Origin of the sequence: Labrenzia sp. VG12, from assembly GCF_002237595.1 — a bacterium.
GTDB lineage: Bacteria > Pseudomonadota > Alphaproteobacteria > Rhizobiales > Stappiaceae > Roseibium.
In genome coordinates, this window is sequence record NZ_CP022529.1 from 3,908,330 (window position 1) to 3,923,029 (window position 14,700).

The window sequence follows — 14,700 nt, forward strand, 5'->3', positions numbered from 1 at the left end:
CACTAGAAAAACCAAAGGTAGCTGGCCGCTTGATAACAACAACATCTTGAAACTTGGTTAGGGCAAAACGGGGTGTTTCACCCGATCCGTATCTAAACCGGCTGCCTCTCGCCAGCCGTGCCAGATGCGGAGCGGAATCGGCTCAGTCCAGCAGTGTCACCAGTGAGGCAAACCGGCGATCCAGTGCCATGCGCTCTTCCGCCGTCATTTCCGGCCAGACAATCTGGCTGCCGATATAGGCTGCATATTCGATCCGGGCGATGTCCCGGGCCAGATCCGGCTCATGTCCCCGCGCCTCATAAAGATCGGCGACAAATCCGGTGCGCAGCTCGTCCACCTCACGCACCACACCTGCCGCCACCCTGTTTGATTGCGCGAACTGGCGCACGGCCCGCTCCAGGTCGTGATCGAGACGGTTGGCCATGCTGGAAAGCTTTGCTGTTCTTGCGTCCGGCTCTTCGGCCATCGTCGCCTCGGCGACATCCAGCGTATGCCGCTGTTTCCACGCCTGCATCAGCGCCGCGACAAAGGCATCATGGTCCTTGAAATGATGATAGAACGACCCCCGCGTGCGCTCAGCGCGCACGCACAGGGCTTCCACCGTCAGGCCGGCTAGCCCCTCGCCGGCCAACTGGGACAATCCAAGGTCCAGCCAGTCCGTTTTGCCAAAGCGTTTTTTCAGCTCACACCACTCCGCCAATGAGCCCCAGAAGCATGATCGGCAGAAACAGCCATCCCTGGGGCATGTGACTGTATTTCTGCTTCTTCAGCGGCGGCACCACAAGCCCCAGAAGACAAAAGGAAGCAACAAGGGCCGTCGCCACCCAGCCAAGATCGAGGCTGGATGGTCGCAGCCCGGCGAAAAGGAACATCACCGCAATCATGCCCAGCACGATCGTGACAATGTGCCAGCAGTAATAGGCGACATATTTCGGCACAGGCTTGAGGTCTGAGGCCTTCAGCAAGGGAACGGCAATCGCGCGCCCGCCTGCGAAAGTGTGGATGAGGCACACTGCCAGGGACAGAACCGCCGCACTCAGGAACAGGATATTCATCAACCCACCCCCAAACCATACCATATAGTACGGTTTGTAAAACAGCTGCCCTGTAGCTTCAATGCGGCGTGCGGTCACGGTTCGATTGACGGGACGAGCAAGTCGGACATCCTGTCGAATAGCGCCTTTCTTTTGCTTCAGGCGATTGTTCGTTTGACAGCTCAAAAAGCCAGTGATAGCGCTACTCAAAGCGCTTTGAACTCTTTTACTCAAGCGCGTCACATCACTATCTGCCAACACCACTTTCAAGGAGAGGCTGAGATGCCGATCAACGCCGTGGTTTGGGGCGAAAACGTCCATGAACAGCACAACAAGGCCGTCGCTGACACCTATCCGGCTGGTATGCATACCTGTATTGCCGATGCTTTGAACCAGGATCCGGAAATCAACGCCACCACCGCGACCCTTCAGGAGCCCGACCATGGGCTGACGGCGGAACGGCTGGCCGAGACCGACGTTCTGCTCTGGTGGGGCCACGCCGCCCATGGAGACGTTGCCGACGACGTGGTCGAGCGTGTCTGCGATGCCGTCTGGTCCGGCATGGGCATGCTGTTCCTGCATTCCGCGCACTTTGCCAAGCCGTTCAAACGCCTGATGGGCGGCCCTTGCAACCTCAACTGGCGCGAAGCCGGCGAGCGCGAGCGGCTTTGGGTCACCAGCCGCAATCACCCGATCACAAACGGGCTTCCGGACAGTTTCGAGCTTGAGATGGAGGAAATGTATGGCGAACCCTTCGGCGTGCCCGAGCCGCTTGAAACCGTCTTCATCAGCTGGTTCCAGGGTGGTGAAGTGTTCCGCTCCGGACTGACCTACAAGCGGGGCGCGGGCAGCATCTTCTACTTCCGGCCGGGGCACGAAACCTACCCGACCTATCACAATGCCCATGTGCAGCAGGTTCTGAAGAACGGCGTCAAATGGGCGTTCAATCCGATGGCCAGGCTTGCCGATCCGAATGCGGCGCCGAATGTGCCTGTTGATGCGGCACCGGAAAAAATCGAGGAACGCGGACCGAAGCTCCACGCCGAGGGCGAAGAAGGCTTCCGCTGATCGCAGCACTTGTGAAAAAGGGCCGACCGGAAGACGTCGGCCCACTCGTTCAAAACATGTCCAGGGAGGCCTTCCGATGACCACATCAACACCGCTCCGCATCCTGATCCTTGGAACCGGCAACATGGCACGCACCCATGCCGCCGCCTTTCAGAAAATCCCGAATGTCCGTCTGGTGGCAGGCGTTGACCGGCGCGCGGATGTACTGGCGCAGTTCTGTGCCGATTTTGACATCCCGGAGCGTTTCGAGACCCTGGACGAGGCCATCTCGTGGGGGGCTTTTGACGCTGTGGCCAATGTCACGCCGGATGCGGCCCACCACCCGACGACACTGGCGCTGTTGACTGCCGGGAAACACGTTCTGTGCGAGAAACCGCTGGCAACCAATGCCGACGACGCCAGAGAAATGGCCGATCTTGCCGCCGGGAAAGGCCTCGTCGGCATGGTCAATCTTAGTTACCGCAATGTCGCCGTGCTGCAGAAGGCCGCCGAACTGGTTGCCGACGGCGCCATTGGTGCGCTTCGACATTTTGAGGCCTCCTATCTGCAGAGCTGGCTGACCCAGCCGGCCTGGGGCGACTGGAAAACGCAAGACCAGTGGCTCTGGCGCCTATCAACGGCGCACGGCTCCAAGGGCGTGCTCGGCGATGTCGGCATCCACATTCTGGATTTTGCCACCTTTGCCGCCGGCAGCCCGGTCGCGGACCTGTCCTGCCGCCTGAAGACTTTCGACAAGGCGGAAGGCGGCCGGATCGGTGACTATGTGCTCGACGCCAATGACAGTTTCACGCTGCAGGCGGAACTTGAAAACGGCGCTCTCGGCACCGTCACCGCCACCCGCTTCGCGTCCGGTCACCTCAACGACCTGCGCCTCAGGCTCTATGGCGACAAGGGCGGACTGGAAGTGCGATTTGAAAAAAATGTCGAAACGCTGAGGATTTGCCGCGACGCGGATCTGAAAGAGGCCAACTGGACCGAGCTCGCGGTGCCACCTGTGCCGACGGTTTATGAAAGGTTTGTTGCCGCCATTCGCGATGGCGCCCCGGCCGAACCGGATTTTGAGCATGGCGCCAGGCTCCAGGTCGCACTTGACCTTGCCGAACGTTCCCATCTGGAAGACGGCAGGTTTCTCAAGGCCTGATCGCGGCTGCCCCGGCCTCGCCACCACAGCGAAACTGCAGCGGAGCCAGGGCCCCGCTGCAGCAAGTTTGGTACTTGAGGCAAAGCAAGAACACGGTCGGGCACGCAGTCTATCAAGCGCCCCTCCGCATAATGCCTGATGAGATTACTCCGGAGCCCCTGACACTTCGTTCAGGTTGCATAGTGGGTTTATATCAATTTTTAGAAGAATCTTGAAATAACGCAGGGTCAGCGCGCTGCAGAGCAACAGTTTCCGTAAAGCGCCACAAAACAAAAAAACCAGCTTTCTTTCGAAAGCTGGTTTTTCGGGCCATTCGGCCGAACTGGAGCGGGCGATGGGATTCGAACCCACGACCCCAACCTTGGCAAGGTTGTGCTCTACCCCTGAGCTACACCCGCATAGTGACCGTGTCCTGGGCGGTGACCGCCCCGGCCTCGGTGGCGCAGTATATGAACTATGCGGAGACGGATTGCAACACCGAAATTGAAGAATTTTTTTTAGCTGTCTTTCTGTGGACTTTTTGTGCAAACAAAGCCGTAAATCCGCAGTTTTCTGCCGCTTTTTCAGCACATCACCTCTTGTGAGCGAGGCCCAAATCGCGGTATTGAGCGCGCCAGCACAAATTTTTCGGAAAAAAATCATGCCGGCAGCACGCGACGACCTCATGGCGTTTTTCAAGGATCTCGGCATCGAGGTCAGCACAGTGGACCACCAGCCCGTCTTCACGGTCGCCGAATCCGGTGACCTGCATGACCGGATCCCCGGTGGGCATACGAAAAACCTCTTTGTAAAGGACAAGAAGGGCCGCCTATTCCTGATCGTCGCCCTGCATGACGCGGAAATCGATCTGAAGAAGGTTCATCAGATCATCGGCGCACAGGGTCGGGTGTCCTTCGGCAATGCGGACCTCTTGATGGAGGTGCTTGGGGTCGAGCCGGGTTCGGTCACGCCGTTCTCACTGATCAATGATCGCGAGGAAAATCGTGTCATTCCGGTATTTGACGCAGCGATGATGCAGCACGAGGTGCTCAACTATCATCCGCTGAAAAACGATGCCACGACCGCGATTTCGGCTGACGACCTGCTCAAATTCGCAAGAGCCTGTGGTCATGATCCGAAGGTTCTGGCGGTCAGTGAGGAAGCCAAGGCCGCCGCGCTCTGAGATCTTGCTGGAATTCAGCTTCGAGGCGTTTGTAATTCGACGGTGTTGGCGCCATGTTAGGGCCAACACAACCCTTTTGACGACATTCACTTGAGAGCCGGGCATCAGCAATTGCCGGCCGGAAACATTGAGGCGGGCACATGAGCAACGGCAACTACAGTATCGGTGGCCAGGTTGGGGGCGGATTTGGTGCCAGCATGGGCGGCGGTTACGGCGGCCAGGGCGGTGGCAATGGCGATGGCGGAGCGCCCACAGGCGGCGGCGACCTGGTGTTTGACGTCACCACCCAGAGCTTCATGGCCGACGTTCTGGAAGCCTCCCGCCACCAGCCGGTGATCGTCGATTTCTGGGCACCCTGGTGCGGACCGTGCAAGCAGTTGACCCCTGTGATCGAAGCCGCCGTCAACGCGGCCGGCGGGTCGGTCAAACTGGCCAAGATGAACATTGACGAGCATCCGGAAATTGCCGGTCAGATGGGCATCCAGTCGATCCCGGCCGTCGTCGCCTTCAAGGACGGTCAGCCCGTCGACGGCTTCATGGGCGCTCAGCCTGAAAGCGAGGTCAAGGCGTTCATTGAAAAGCTCGGCGGCCCCGCCCCTGCCAACCCGTCCGAAGCCTATCTGGAACAGGCAGAGGCGCTGCTCGCGGAAAAGGATTTCGGCCAGGCGGCACAGCTTTATGGTGCCGTGATGCAGATGGAGCCGGACAATGTCGCGGCGATTGCAGGCCTTGCACAGTGTTACCTCGGCGCCGGCGAAACCGAACGCGCCCGTCAGGCGCTGGACCTCGTCCCGGAAGAAAAAAGATCCGAAGACGCTTACACGGCGGCCCTTGCCGCGCTTGACCTTGCCGAACAGGCCGCGGCTCTCGGCGACCTTGCCGACCTGCAGGACCGGATCGCCAAGGACCCGCTCGATTTGCAGGCCCGCTTTGATCTTGCCCTCGGCCTCAACGGCAAGGGCGACAAGAATGGTGCCGTTGACCAGCTGATCGAGATCGTCCGCCGCGACCGGGACTGGAATGAGGACGGTGCACGCAAGCAGCTCCTGCAGTTTTTTGAAGCCTGGGGTTTCAAGGATCCGGCCAGTGCCTATGGCCGCCGCAAACTCTCTGCCGTTCTGTTTTCTTGACGATCGTCGCCGCTGACACACTTAAGGACTGAGACAAGCCAACGCAGGCATGCTGCAACAACGACAAGAACGAAGGCACTGAAATGCAGGCGGGAAATGCCATTTACGAGACCATCGCGGATCTGCCGCCGGTCCTGCCCGTGTTTCCGCTGTCCGGCGCCCTGTTGCTGCCCAGGACCCAGCTTCCCCTGAACATCTTCGAGCAGCGCTACATCGACATGATCGACGCAGCGCTCGCCGGCAACAGACTGATCGGGATGGTTCAACCATTGACCGACCAGCCGTCGGACGACGCTGACAGGCCGGCGCTGGCCAGCGTCGGTTGCGTCGGCCGCCTCACCTCCTTCCAGGAAACCGGCGACGGCCGCTACCTGATCTCGCTTCAGGGCATTACCCGCTTCAGCCTCGGCAAGGAACGCAAGGTCTATGCGAGCTTTCGCGAGGTCGAGTGCGACTTCGCGCCCTTTGCTGACGACCTGAAATGCGGCGAGGGCGAAGACGACGTCGATCGAAACGGCCTGTTGAGGACCTTGCGGGAATATCTTGACGCCAACAATCTGGAAGCCGATTGGGAAAGCGTGACGGAGGCAGAGACCGAGGTGCTGGTCAACGCACTCTGCATGATGTGTCCCTATGGCCCCCAGGAAAAGCAGGCGCTTCTGGAGGCACGCGACCTCAAGACACGGGCCGAGACCCTGATCGCGATCACCGAGATGGACCTGGCCCGCTCCCAGAATGACGGCGGCACCACCCTGCAGTGATTGCCGGGACCCTACCGAGAGACTGACATGACAGAACAGACCGAACGCGCCGTTGACCGCAAGCTGCTGGAGCTGCTGGTCTGCCCGGTAAGCAAGACAACCCTGGAATATGATGCCGAGGCGAAGGAACTTATTTCCCGGACCGCCAAACTCGCCTATCCGATCCGCAACGGCATCCCGATCATGCTCGCCGACGAGGCGCGCAAGCTGGAAGACTGAGCGACCCTCGAGCACTTCGGCTTGCATCCCGGCGGCTGATCTCACCCCCGATGAACGGCTCGGACGTCTGGACCGACAGCTCGTTTTCGCCTAAACGCAGGCTGCAACCAGCTGTACGGTTCCAGAATGTTTTTGTTACCTCTTTCCGATCCCTTGTGGCGCAAACTGGACGACGCCCACCGAGACAGGGACATACCGGAACGCCTTCATGCGCTGTCACAGGATTGGGACGAGGAAACGGCCAGCTCGCTTTTCTGGGATTGCCTGTGTCACCAGGACACCTGCTACGGCGCGACCTACGCATCGGTGCCCCACCTTCTTCAATTGGCCAAACGCCCTCCTGCACCGGAAGCAGTTGCAAGCATTGCCTGTTTCCTGGGACATGTTTCAATCGTGGCCTTTCAAGCCGCAGGTCATGGCCGCAGCGATGCGCCAGGTGTACTGCAGGGATTGCCGTCGGACCTCGAAGCCTGGGACCGCAAGCTCGATCCTTACCGGTCATTGCTGGAACATGCGAAGAAAGATCTGGCCGATCCCGAATTTCCGGAAAATGCACTGAAATCGGTAGGCAACGTGTTATTTGAGCTGAGCTCCGGGCCACTTCAAGAGGGGCTTGACGTCGTTGAACCCGTGACGGGCCAGTCTGCCGCAACGACCAGCGAACTGACCCTGTCGCGTGAAAAACGGCAGGCAGAACTGGATCGATACACGGACATACTGTCACGCAGCCCGGTTAACGAGGTAGACCTCAAGACAATCGCTCGGATCGGTGACGCTTTCATCGAAGCTCAGGTCGAAATTGCTGACCTTTGCGGGAAAGCCTATGCAAACGCGGAGTCGCCTGCTGAGCGACGGTACTTCTTGGCGGGAACCGTTGCCGCATTTGGGGATCACGAACTTGCGCAACTGCTGGAAAGCGGGGATGAGGGCGGCTTCGCGTGCGGCAACTGCCGCTGGCAGTATGAGTACCTGATGTTCGGGCAGCGCATGGCGTATTATGCCTCGCCGGTCGGCCCAGGCGAGAGTGACACGATCACGGCCTCTGAGGATCTGGTGTTACGGGACTACCAGGGCGGCGCTCCCGACCGTGCTGATGGACTTGTTCTGCCGTGCGAAGAGGTCGGGACTGACACCCCGGCGGGGCGGGCGCTTCAGCTCGTGAAGGCACACAAAGATCCGGAAAACGAACACAGACTGCGCCAGTTCAAGGGAACATTTCTATGCCAGAAATGCAGCACCCAAGTTCCGGTGACCAAGATTGCGAAGCACAATCGTTCCTGATGATCCGGCCAGATAAGTTGGTCGCCAACTCCGGTCCGCGTCACTGCCATCCGATCTGGCAGCCGCGCCGGTCGGGTTCTGGAGGCTGATCACAGCGATCTGAACGGCCGAAAAAAAACACAAGCCAGACGAATAGAATCCGCTGGATCACTGGACGCGACAAATCGCCAGGGCGCGGTTTTCAGGCTCTTTTCCATGACCAATGCCCCCGAGGATCGTGCTCGGACCAAGGGGGCTTGCTCTTCCAGAATATCCAAAGACGCGGGACAGCTTCCGGGAAACCCGGTTCTTACATCCCGTAGCTGAGCCGCGCGATGAAGCTCTGCAGGAACCAGATGATCAGCAGCAGGATGACAGGGGAAATGTCGATCCCTCCGAGATCCGGCATGAAGCGGCGGATCGGCCGCAGGGCGGGCTCGGTGAGATTGTAGAGCACACGACCGATCGTGTTGATGAACTGATTGCTCGAATTGACGATATTGAAGGCGAACAGCCAGGAAAAAATGGCGCTGGCGATGATCACCAGAGAATAGAGGTACAGGGCAAGGCCTATAACATCCAACAAAGATCCGACTAATGCGCTCATGTGCCGTCCCACTTCGAAGCTTCAGTTGCCTTTCATGTAGCTTCCTGACAGCCACGCCGCAAGGCGGCAACACCGGAAATCCAACTCTGCGGGCCAGGTGGGCTCGCTTGAGCGCTGCGGTGCCAAAATGCAACAGTCCGGCAAAACCCGAAATCCTTAGGGTTTGAGTAAGCGCCACCCGTGCTATCTTCCCGCCAAAGTTTTTTCCTTCTGGGTGGGATACATGTTCAAGTTTCTGTCGCGCGCCTCGCTGGCCCTTGCCCTGAGCGCCGTGTCCGGAGCCGCCCTGGCTCAAAGCGGAGAAGTCTCCGCACAGGATGCCAACCGTCAGTACGTGATCGATCTTGGCGTTGGCGCGATTGCCAAACCGCGCTACGAGGCAGCGGACTCCTATCTGGTCTACCCGTTCCCGATTGTTTCCGTCGGCCGGTTCTATCTCCCCGGCCTTGGACAGGTCGTCGATGGCCGCCGCAAGTCGGGCGTCTTCTTCTACCCGTCCTTCAATTTCATCGGCGAACGCAAGGCCAGCGATTCGGCGGACCTGACCGGCACCCGGACCGTCGACTGGGCTCTTGAACTGGGTCTTGGCGGCGGTTTCCGCACCGAACATTTCCGCGCTTTTGCAGAATTGCGCCAGGGCATCAACGGACATAGCGGCCAGGTTGGCCAGCTTGGCCTCGACGGCATCGTCTACCCGGCGGAAAAATGGGAAGTCAGTTTCGGCCCGCGTGCCGATTTCGCCACGGATGACTACATGGACACGTATTTTGGTGTCTCGGCCTCCGAGGCAGCCAACAGTGGCGGCCGGCTGACCCGGTATGATCCGAGCGGCGGCTTCAAGAGCGTCGGCCTTGCCGCCCGTGCCAGCTACGACTTCAACGACGACGTCCGCCTGCACATCCAGGGCGGCTATGACCGTCTGATCGGAGAAGCAGCCGACAGCCCGATCGCCGATGCCGGCAGCAAGGACCAGTTCAGCATTGGTCTTGGCGTGTCCTACCGGTTTGCCTTTGACGTCTTCAAATAAGCGCAAGGCGAGCCCTGCTGCACATAACGAAAAAGGAGGCCGACGGCCTCCTTTTGCATTTGCGGTCATGTTACCGGTTGCGAGACCCTAGTTGGAACACGGGATCAGGGTAATCCCGCGCGGCAGTTTCGTGGTCTCGTCACCGCAGGCTCCGAGGATCCGTTCCGGGTCCAGATTGTAGGCGCCGGTCAGGTCGGCGCCGACCAGCCGTGTCCGGCGCAAGAGCGCGCCGTCAAAATCCACATCTGTCAGGTTGGCACCGCTGAGGTCGGAACTGACAAACCGGACGCCGGACATGTCCGCTCCGGAGAAATCGGCATTGTGCGCCTTGATCCGGTCGAGCTTGGCATCCCGGAGCCGCGCCCTCTTGAAGCTGGCATCGGTGAGATCGACACGTTCCAGATTGGCATCGTCCAGCTTGGTCCTGTCAAAGGAGGCGCCGGTGGCGACCGAACGGATCAGGATGACATTGCGCATGTCTGCGCCATTGAAATTGGCACCAGGGGCAAGGCTGGCATTCATGTCCGCATCGCGCAGGTCCGCATCCTGGAAATTGGCTTCGCTGAGATTGGCCTTTTCCAGATCAACGGAGCGCATGCTGGCGTCTTCAAAATCACTGCCGGCAAAATCCGCGCGCTCCGCCTCGGCCCTTCGGAAATCGGCGCTCTTGAAATTCGCGTTCGTCAGCACCGCCTCCTTCAGATCGGTTTCGCGCAGGTTGGCCCTGCCGAAATCGGCGTCTTCCACGGTCAGGAAACGCAGTTCCGCCAGCCGGAGGTCGCAACGCGGGCAGCCGCCCTTTTCCTTGATCGCAGCCATGCGTTCCGCATCGCTGCCGGCCAGGGCCGGCGTCGCCAACATGATCAATGTGCCGAAGCAGCCGGCCAGAACCCGCATCACCGTGTCGCTCATCACTTGTCCTTTTGACTGTCTCAACAAGACATAGGTTGCCAAAACGGCAGTTTAAGGATCCTGCCATGACAGAAAACTTAAAAATGCAAAAATGTTGGGAGATTTGTGCAAGAGGGCGGGAAGAAACGGACGGGGTCGCAGGTGCCCGTTTCTTCCAACCACATCAAGCGCTGACGACGCACTACCTGACAATCAGCGTGATTGTTAGAACGCAAAAGCCTTGCCAATTGGTTTTTCACCCCAGGCAGCCCATATCTGGGCCCTTGCACCTGAAGAAGCACAAGATGCTGACTTTGTTCAGACTTTCTTCACCAGCCCTGCATTGCAATTTGCAACGCCAACTGCAAACAGGGTTAACGGAACGCTAACAAGACAAAAGCCGCGCCGGTGGCTGACACCGGTCTCCTCAGGTGATCTCCGCACGCAGATCGAACGTCGAGCGCTTGCCGACATCGTCAAAATGCCGGTCGAGCCAGTCTTTCGCGGTCTCGCGGCCAAGATCTCTCAAATGGGTCAGGAAGTCCCATTCCGCATTCAGTTTCGACGATGCCTGCAGCGGTTTCAGTTCTTCCGCCGCGATCCGGTGCATGTGAACCTTCACATATTCCTCGTCCGACAATTTGCCGTCCTCGATGAGCCTCGTGACAAAATCGATGGCGCGCAGTTCGCGCAGAAGCGTCGAATTGAAGGTGATCTCGTTCAGACGGTTGACGATCTCCCGGGCCGTCCTTGGCACCTGGCGCCGCTCGGTCGGATTGATCTGGATGAGCACGACATCGGGTGTGTCGGTCTCGTAAAAGAGCGGATAGAGCGGCGGATTGCCCATATAGCCGCCATCCCAATAGGGTTCGCCGTCGATCTCCACGGCCTGGAACAGTTGCGGCAGACACGCGGACGCCATCACCGCGTCAAGCGTGACCTCCTTTTCCCGGAACACCCTGATCTTGCCGGTGAAGACATTGGTGGCGGCGATGAAGAGCTTCACGCCCGCACAGCAATGCACCTTGTCGAAGTCGACGATCCGTTCCACCACATCCCGGAGCGGGTTGGCGTTGAGCGGATTGAATTCATACGGCGAGGCAAAGCGGGAAACCACGTCGAAAAACAGGTAGCTCGGCGAATGGTCAAGGCTCCATTCGCCCAGGAACTTGTCCAAAGGCGTGCGCTGAATGGGGCTGGCCTGAGCTTCCCGGCTTACTTCGCTCCAGAAGGCTTCCAGGCGCTCGCGGGCACCCTCTTCCCCGCCCGCTTCCAGGCCGCTTGCCAGCACCACGGCGTTCATGGCCCCGGCGGACGTCCCTGTAATCGCGTCGATCTGGAAGCGGCTGTCCTCCAGGAACCAGTCCAGCACGCCCCAGGTAAAGGCGCCATGGGCGCCGCCGCCTTGCAAGGCAAGATTGATCTTCTTGGGCGCGGCCATGGCTGCCCCTTCTTCCGGGTTTCGTGTCGTGCAGGCTCTTTAGTGCGCGGTCCAGCCGCCATCGATGGGCAGAATCGATCCCGTGATCGACGCAGCCGAATCGGAGCACAGGAAGACCGCGTAATCGGCCACCTGCTCGATGGTCACGAATTGCTTGGTCGGCTGCGCCGCCAGCATGACATCGTTCTTGACCTGCTCTTCGGTCAGGTTGCGTGCCTTCATCGTGTCCGGGATCTGCGCTTCGACCAGCGGCGTCCAGACATAGCCCGGGCAGATCGCATTCACGGTGATGCCCTGTTGTGCCACTTCCAGTGCGACTGTCTTGGTCAGGCCGGCAATGCCGTGCTTGGCCGCCACATAGGCGGATTTGTAAGGCGACGCCACCAGCGCGTGCGCAGACGCCGTGTTGATGACCCTGCCCCAGCCCTTTTTCTTCATGCCCGGCAGGGCAGCGCGAATGGCATGGAACGCGGAGGTCAGGTTGATGGCGATGATCGCATCCCATTTCTCCACCGGGAACTCGTCCACCGGCGACACGAACTGGATCCCGGCATTGTTGACCAGGATGTCGACAGAGCCGAATTCCTGTTCCGCAGAAGCGACCATTCCGGCGATTTCGTCACCGTTCAGCATGTTGGCGGGTGAATACCGGCACTGGACGCCGAAGTCCGCTTCGATCGCGGCCCGGGTCTTCTCGATTTCATCCGCATCGCCGAGCCCGTTGATGACGACATTGGCGCCCTTCGCGGCAAACGCGCGGGCACAGCCCAGACCGATGCCAGAGGTGGATCCGGTGACGAGGGCGGTCTTGTTGGCAAACATGAAGGAAACTCCCGAAGAAAAAATCCGGCACAGATTTCACCACTTATCGCCGCACTGCAACATCGAAGTGGCGAAAAGTGATGGCCCCTGGTCAGGAGCCCCTATTTCCTGACGACAATTGCTACACTCATAACGTCATCCTGAGGAGCGCGCGCCATGCGCGTCTCGAAGGATCGGCGGCCTATTCCGGTGCAAGTCGCCCCTCCTTCAAAACGGGCCTTCCGGCCCTCCTCAGGATCATGAATTTCGGGTGGCGGTCTCTTTCGGTTAGCCCCCGGAACCTCACGGAAACTCAGCGCCGGTTCATGCGCCGCACGCCGGCCAGAGCCTTATGCGCCTTGGACCTTGCCGCACTCTGGGTCCGCTCGACCTGTTCGAGATCCTCGTGTTTCAGCCCGAGCTTCTCGGCAAAGCGCTCCCGGATCAGGCCGTAGAAGGTCGCATGCAGACTGGCAAAGGCCCAGACAAGGATCAGCATCATGCCCATGGGGAAAATCGCCGAACGGACCTGCTGCCAGACAAGATTGGCCGGCAGCAGACCGTCACTCATCCAGAGAACCAGCGCCCAGAGACCGACCAGGGCGCCGGCCAGAAGGCTCATCACCAGGGCGGCAAAGGCCATCGACCAGCCAAGGCCCGCAGTCGCACGCCAGCTTTCCCTGAGGCTGAGCGGGTCGTCGACGGCTGCCGCCGGCAGCACAACGGAAAATTTCTGAACCACCATCAACGCGATGAAAGGCGCCAGGAACAGGAGCAGCAGGCCGAAACCTGCGGTCAGCGCGGCAAGAAGCGCCGACAGGAGGAAGAGCGGGATCAGCGACAGCATGCCGATCAGGCCGAGCACGATCTGGTAGACGATCACCCGCACGGTTCGCCCGCCAAACGCGATCGGAAAATCCTGCGCGCCGATCAGGATACGGCGCACATAGGCAATGGCGATGGAAAACCCGACCAGCAGATTAGCCAGCCCGGCCAGCGCCCTGAGCGCACCCTCGTCGGCCGCGGCAACAGGTTCGGTCATGTAGGAGACGGTTGTAAACCCGGTCTCGGGCATCAGCGAGGCACCGATGGCAAAATTCAGCGCGGCCAGCAGCAGGATGTAGGCCCAGCCGGTTTTGAACAGCGTGCCGATATTGTGCTGCGCCAGGGAAAGTGACCGCTCCAGAACGGTGAGAAACATATCCTGCCCCAGTGGTTTGATACCGGGGCAGGATACCGAATTTAGGCCGGTGCGCCAGCGCTGCCTGCAACATCCGGCTGCGACCGGTCACCTTCCTTGGCCAGCTTGTAGCCGTTGGTCAGGACGGACAGTGCCAGAACGGTCATGATCATCTGCATCAGCAGGTTGATGGCCGCGGCCTTGGCCATCACGATGACCAGCGGCAGGGCACCGTCCAATAGACCGAGCGCGAACTGGAGAATACCGGTGGCAATCGCAAATGGCAGAGCCAGGGCGAGCGTTGCCAGGACCATCCACCAGCCCAATCCCTTGCCCGCCTCATAGGCTTCCTTGAAGCCAAGCGTCTCTTCGACCGCCGTTGCCGGCAGCACGAGGCTGACGCGAAACACGATCGGAATGAGCACGATGGCAACTGCCAGCACAAGAACCGACATGATCACGGTAGAGCCGGTCACCATGCCGATGCCACCGGCAATCGCGTAAGCCACACCGAAACCGATCGTGATCACAAGCGACTTCAAGGCAAATCGCAGTTCCAGCCCCCCGAAACGCAGATTGACCGCAGGCGGCTGTTCGCCCAGCAGCCCGAAGCGGTGCCAGGCAACCGCAATCGAAGATGCCGCGACCAGGCCGACCAGAGCACCGACGACCGACATCGCAGTTGCGGTCAGGAGAAACGGCGACCCGGCCGGATTTCCGGCAAACAGCGCCAGAACGACGACAAAGGCGAGTGCCACGGCCAGCTGGACCAGAAACCACGCGCTGACCACTTTGAATACGGCACCAAGATTGTCGAATACGAGTGAAATGGAAGATTTTACAAGATGCATGAACATGGCGAACGAACTCATAGATAAGGTTGCAATATTCCGCTGCCCGTCGGAGTGCGTTTTATCTACGTGTTTGACCATTCAGCGCAAGAAAACTTCCCGCCCTGACGAATGTCTACTGAAGTTA

The 14,700-nt window shown here is 59.6% G+C and carries 16 protein-coding genes and 1 tRNA gene; 8 read left to right on the forward strand and 9 right to left on the reverse strand.

Features of this window, described 5'->3' with window-relative positions:
• Positions 1 to 142: 142 nt before the first annotated feature.
• A complete protein-coding gene (locus CHH27_RS18045; RefSeq protein ID WP_208988277.1) occupies positions 143 to 640 on the reverse strand; it encodes a TetR/AcrR family transcriptional regulator in 498 nt (165 codons plus the stop codon).
• Between the two features lie 43 nt (positions 641 to 683).
• Entirely contained in the window at positions 684 to 1,055 is a 372-nt protein-coding gene (locus tag CHH27_RS18050; RefSeq protein WP_157738981.1) for a hypothetical protein, read from the reverse strand.
• Between the two features lie 261 nt (positions 1,056 to 1,316).
• Here CHH27_RS18050 and CHH27_RS18055 point away from each other — a divergent pair, with 261 nt between their 5' ends.
• Entirely contained in the window at positions 1,317 to 2,102 is a 786-nt protein-coding gene (locus CHH27_RS18055) for a ThuA domain-containing protein (protein WP_094072816.1), read from the forward strand.
• 76 nt (positions 2,103 to 2,178) lie between these two features.
• Positions 2,179 to 3,243 (forward strand): Gfo/Idh/MocA family protein, encoded by a 1,065-nt coding sequence (locus CHH27_RS18060; protein ID WP_094072817.1) that lies wholly within the window; start codon positions 2,179 to 2,181, stop codon positions 3,241 to 3,243.
• Positions 3,244 to 3,566: 323 nt separating this feature from the next.
• Here the strand turns inward: CHH27_RS18060 and CHH27_RS18065 are convergent.
• A tRNA-Gly gene (locus tag CHH27_RS18065) sits at positions 3,567 to 3,641 on the reverse strand.
• A 242-nt stretch (positions 3,642 to 3,883) separates the two neighbouring features.
• On the opposite strand from CHH27_RS18065, the gene CHH27_RS18075 reads away from it, so the two are divergent.
• The 5 genes from CHH27_RS18075 to CHH27_RS18095 all read left to right on the forward strand — a co-directional run bounded on the left by CHH27_RS18075 (position 3,884) and on the right by CHH27_RS18095 (position 7,796).
• Positions 3,884 to 4,405, forward strand: a complete 522-nt coding sequence (locus CHH27_RS18075) for a prolyl-tRNA synthetase associated domain-containing protein (protein WP_094072819.1) — start codon at positions 3,884 to 3,886, stop codon at positions 4,403 to 4,405.
• Between the two features lie 140 nt (positions 4,406 to 4,545).
• Positions 4,546 to 5,535: a thioredoxin gene (gene trxA / locus CHH27_RS18080; RefSeq protein ID WP_094072820.1), complete on the forward strand. Its 990-nt coding sequence runs from the start codon at positions 4,546 to 4,548 to the stop codon at positions 5,533 to 5,535.
• A gap of 83 nt (positions 5,536 to 5,618) precedes the next feature.
• Entirely contained in the window at positions 5,619 to 6,296 is a 678-nt protein-coding gene (locus CHH27_RS18085) for an LON peptidase substrate-binding domain-containing protein (RefSeq protein WP_094072821.1), read from the forward strand.
• Positions 6,297 to 6,323: 27 nt separating this feature from the next.
• Positions 6,324 to 6,515, forward strand: coding sequence for a Trm112 family protein (locus CHH27_RS18090; RefSeq protein WP_094072822.1), 192 nt, complete (start codon positions 6,324 to 6,326; stop codon positions 6,513 to 6,515).
• A 393-nt stretch (positions 6,516 to 6,908) separates the two neighbouring features.
• Positions 6,909 to 7,796: a hypothetical protein gene (locus tag CHH27_RS18095; RefSeq protein WP_157738982.1), complete on the forward strand. Its 888-nt coding sequence runs from the start codon at positions 6,909 to 6,911 to the stop codon at positions 7,794 to 7,796.
• A gap of 289 nt (positions 7,797 to 8,085) precedes the next feature.
• On the opposite strand, the gene CHH27_RS18100 is transcribed toward CHH27_RS18095, so the two are convergent.
• Positions 8,086 to 8,382 carry a YggT family protein gene (locus tag CHH27_RS18100; RefSeq protein WP_094072824.1) on the reverse strand — a complete coding sequence of 99 codons (297 nt, stop codon included), beginning with the start codon at positions 8,380 to 8,382 and terminating at the stop codon, positions 8,086 to 8,088.
• Between the two features lie 223 nt (positions 8,383 to 8,605).
• Here CHH27_RS18100 and CHH27_RS18105 point away from each other — a divergent pair, with 223 nt between their 5' ends.
• Complete coding sequence (locus CHH27_RS18105; RefSeq protein ID WP_094072825.1) at positions 8,606 to 9,409, forward strand: MipA/OmpV family protein; 804 nt, start codon at positions 8,606 to 8,608, stop codon at positions 9,407 to 9,409.
• Between the two features lie 87 nt (positions 9,410 to 9,496).
• Here CHH27_RS18105 and CHH27_RS18110 read toward each other — a convergent pair whose 3' ends face one another.
• The 5 genes from CHH27_RS18110 to CHH27_RS18130 all read right to left on the reverse strand — a co-directional run bounded on the left by CHH27_RS18110 (position 9,497) and on the right by CHH27_RS18130 (position 14,579).
• Positions 9,497 to 10,321 carry a pentapeptide repeat-containing protein gene (locus CHH27_RS18110; RefSeq protein WP_094072826.1) on the reverse strand — a complete coding sequence of 275 codons (825 nt, stop codon included), beginning with the start codon at positions 10,319 to 10,321 and terminating at the stop codon, positions 9,497 to 9,499.
• A 406-nt stretch (positions 10,322 to 10,727) separates the two neighbouring features.
• The gene (locus CHH27_RS18115) at positions 10,728 to 11,741 is read right to left on the reverse strand and encodes a patatin-like phospholipase family protein (RefSeq protein WP_094072827.1); all 1,014 of its coding nucleotides are present in this window, start codon (positions 11,739 to 11,741) and stop codon (positions 10,728 to 10,730) included.
• 39 nt (positions 11,742 to 11,780) lie between these two features.
• Entirely contained in the window at positions 11,781 to 12,563 is a 783-nt protein-coding gene (locus CHH27_RS18120) for a 3-hydroxybutyrate dehydrogenase (protein WP_094072828.1), read from the reverse strand.
• Positions 12,564 to 12,855: 292 nt separating this feature from the next.
• Positions 12,856 to 13,743: a 4-hydroxy-3-methylbut-2-en-1-yl diphosphate synthase gene (locus tag CHH27_RS18125; protein WP_094072829.1), complete on the reverse strand. Its 888-nt coding sequence runs from the start codon at positions 13,741 to 13,743 to the stop codon at positions 12,856 to 12,858.
• A gap of 41 nt (positions 13,744 to 13,784) precedes the next feature.
• Positions 13,785 to 14,579: a hypothetical protein gene (locus CHH27_RS18130; protein WP_157738983.1), complete on the reverse strand. Its 795-nt coding sequence runs from the start codon at positions 14,577 to 14,579 to the stop codon at positions 13,785 to 13,787.
• Positions 14,580 to 14,700: the final 121 nt, after the last annotated feature.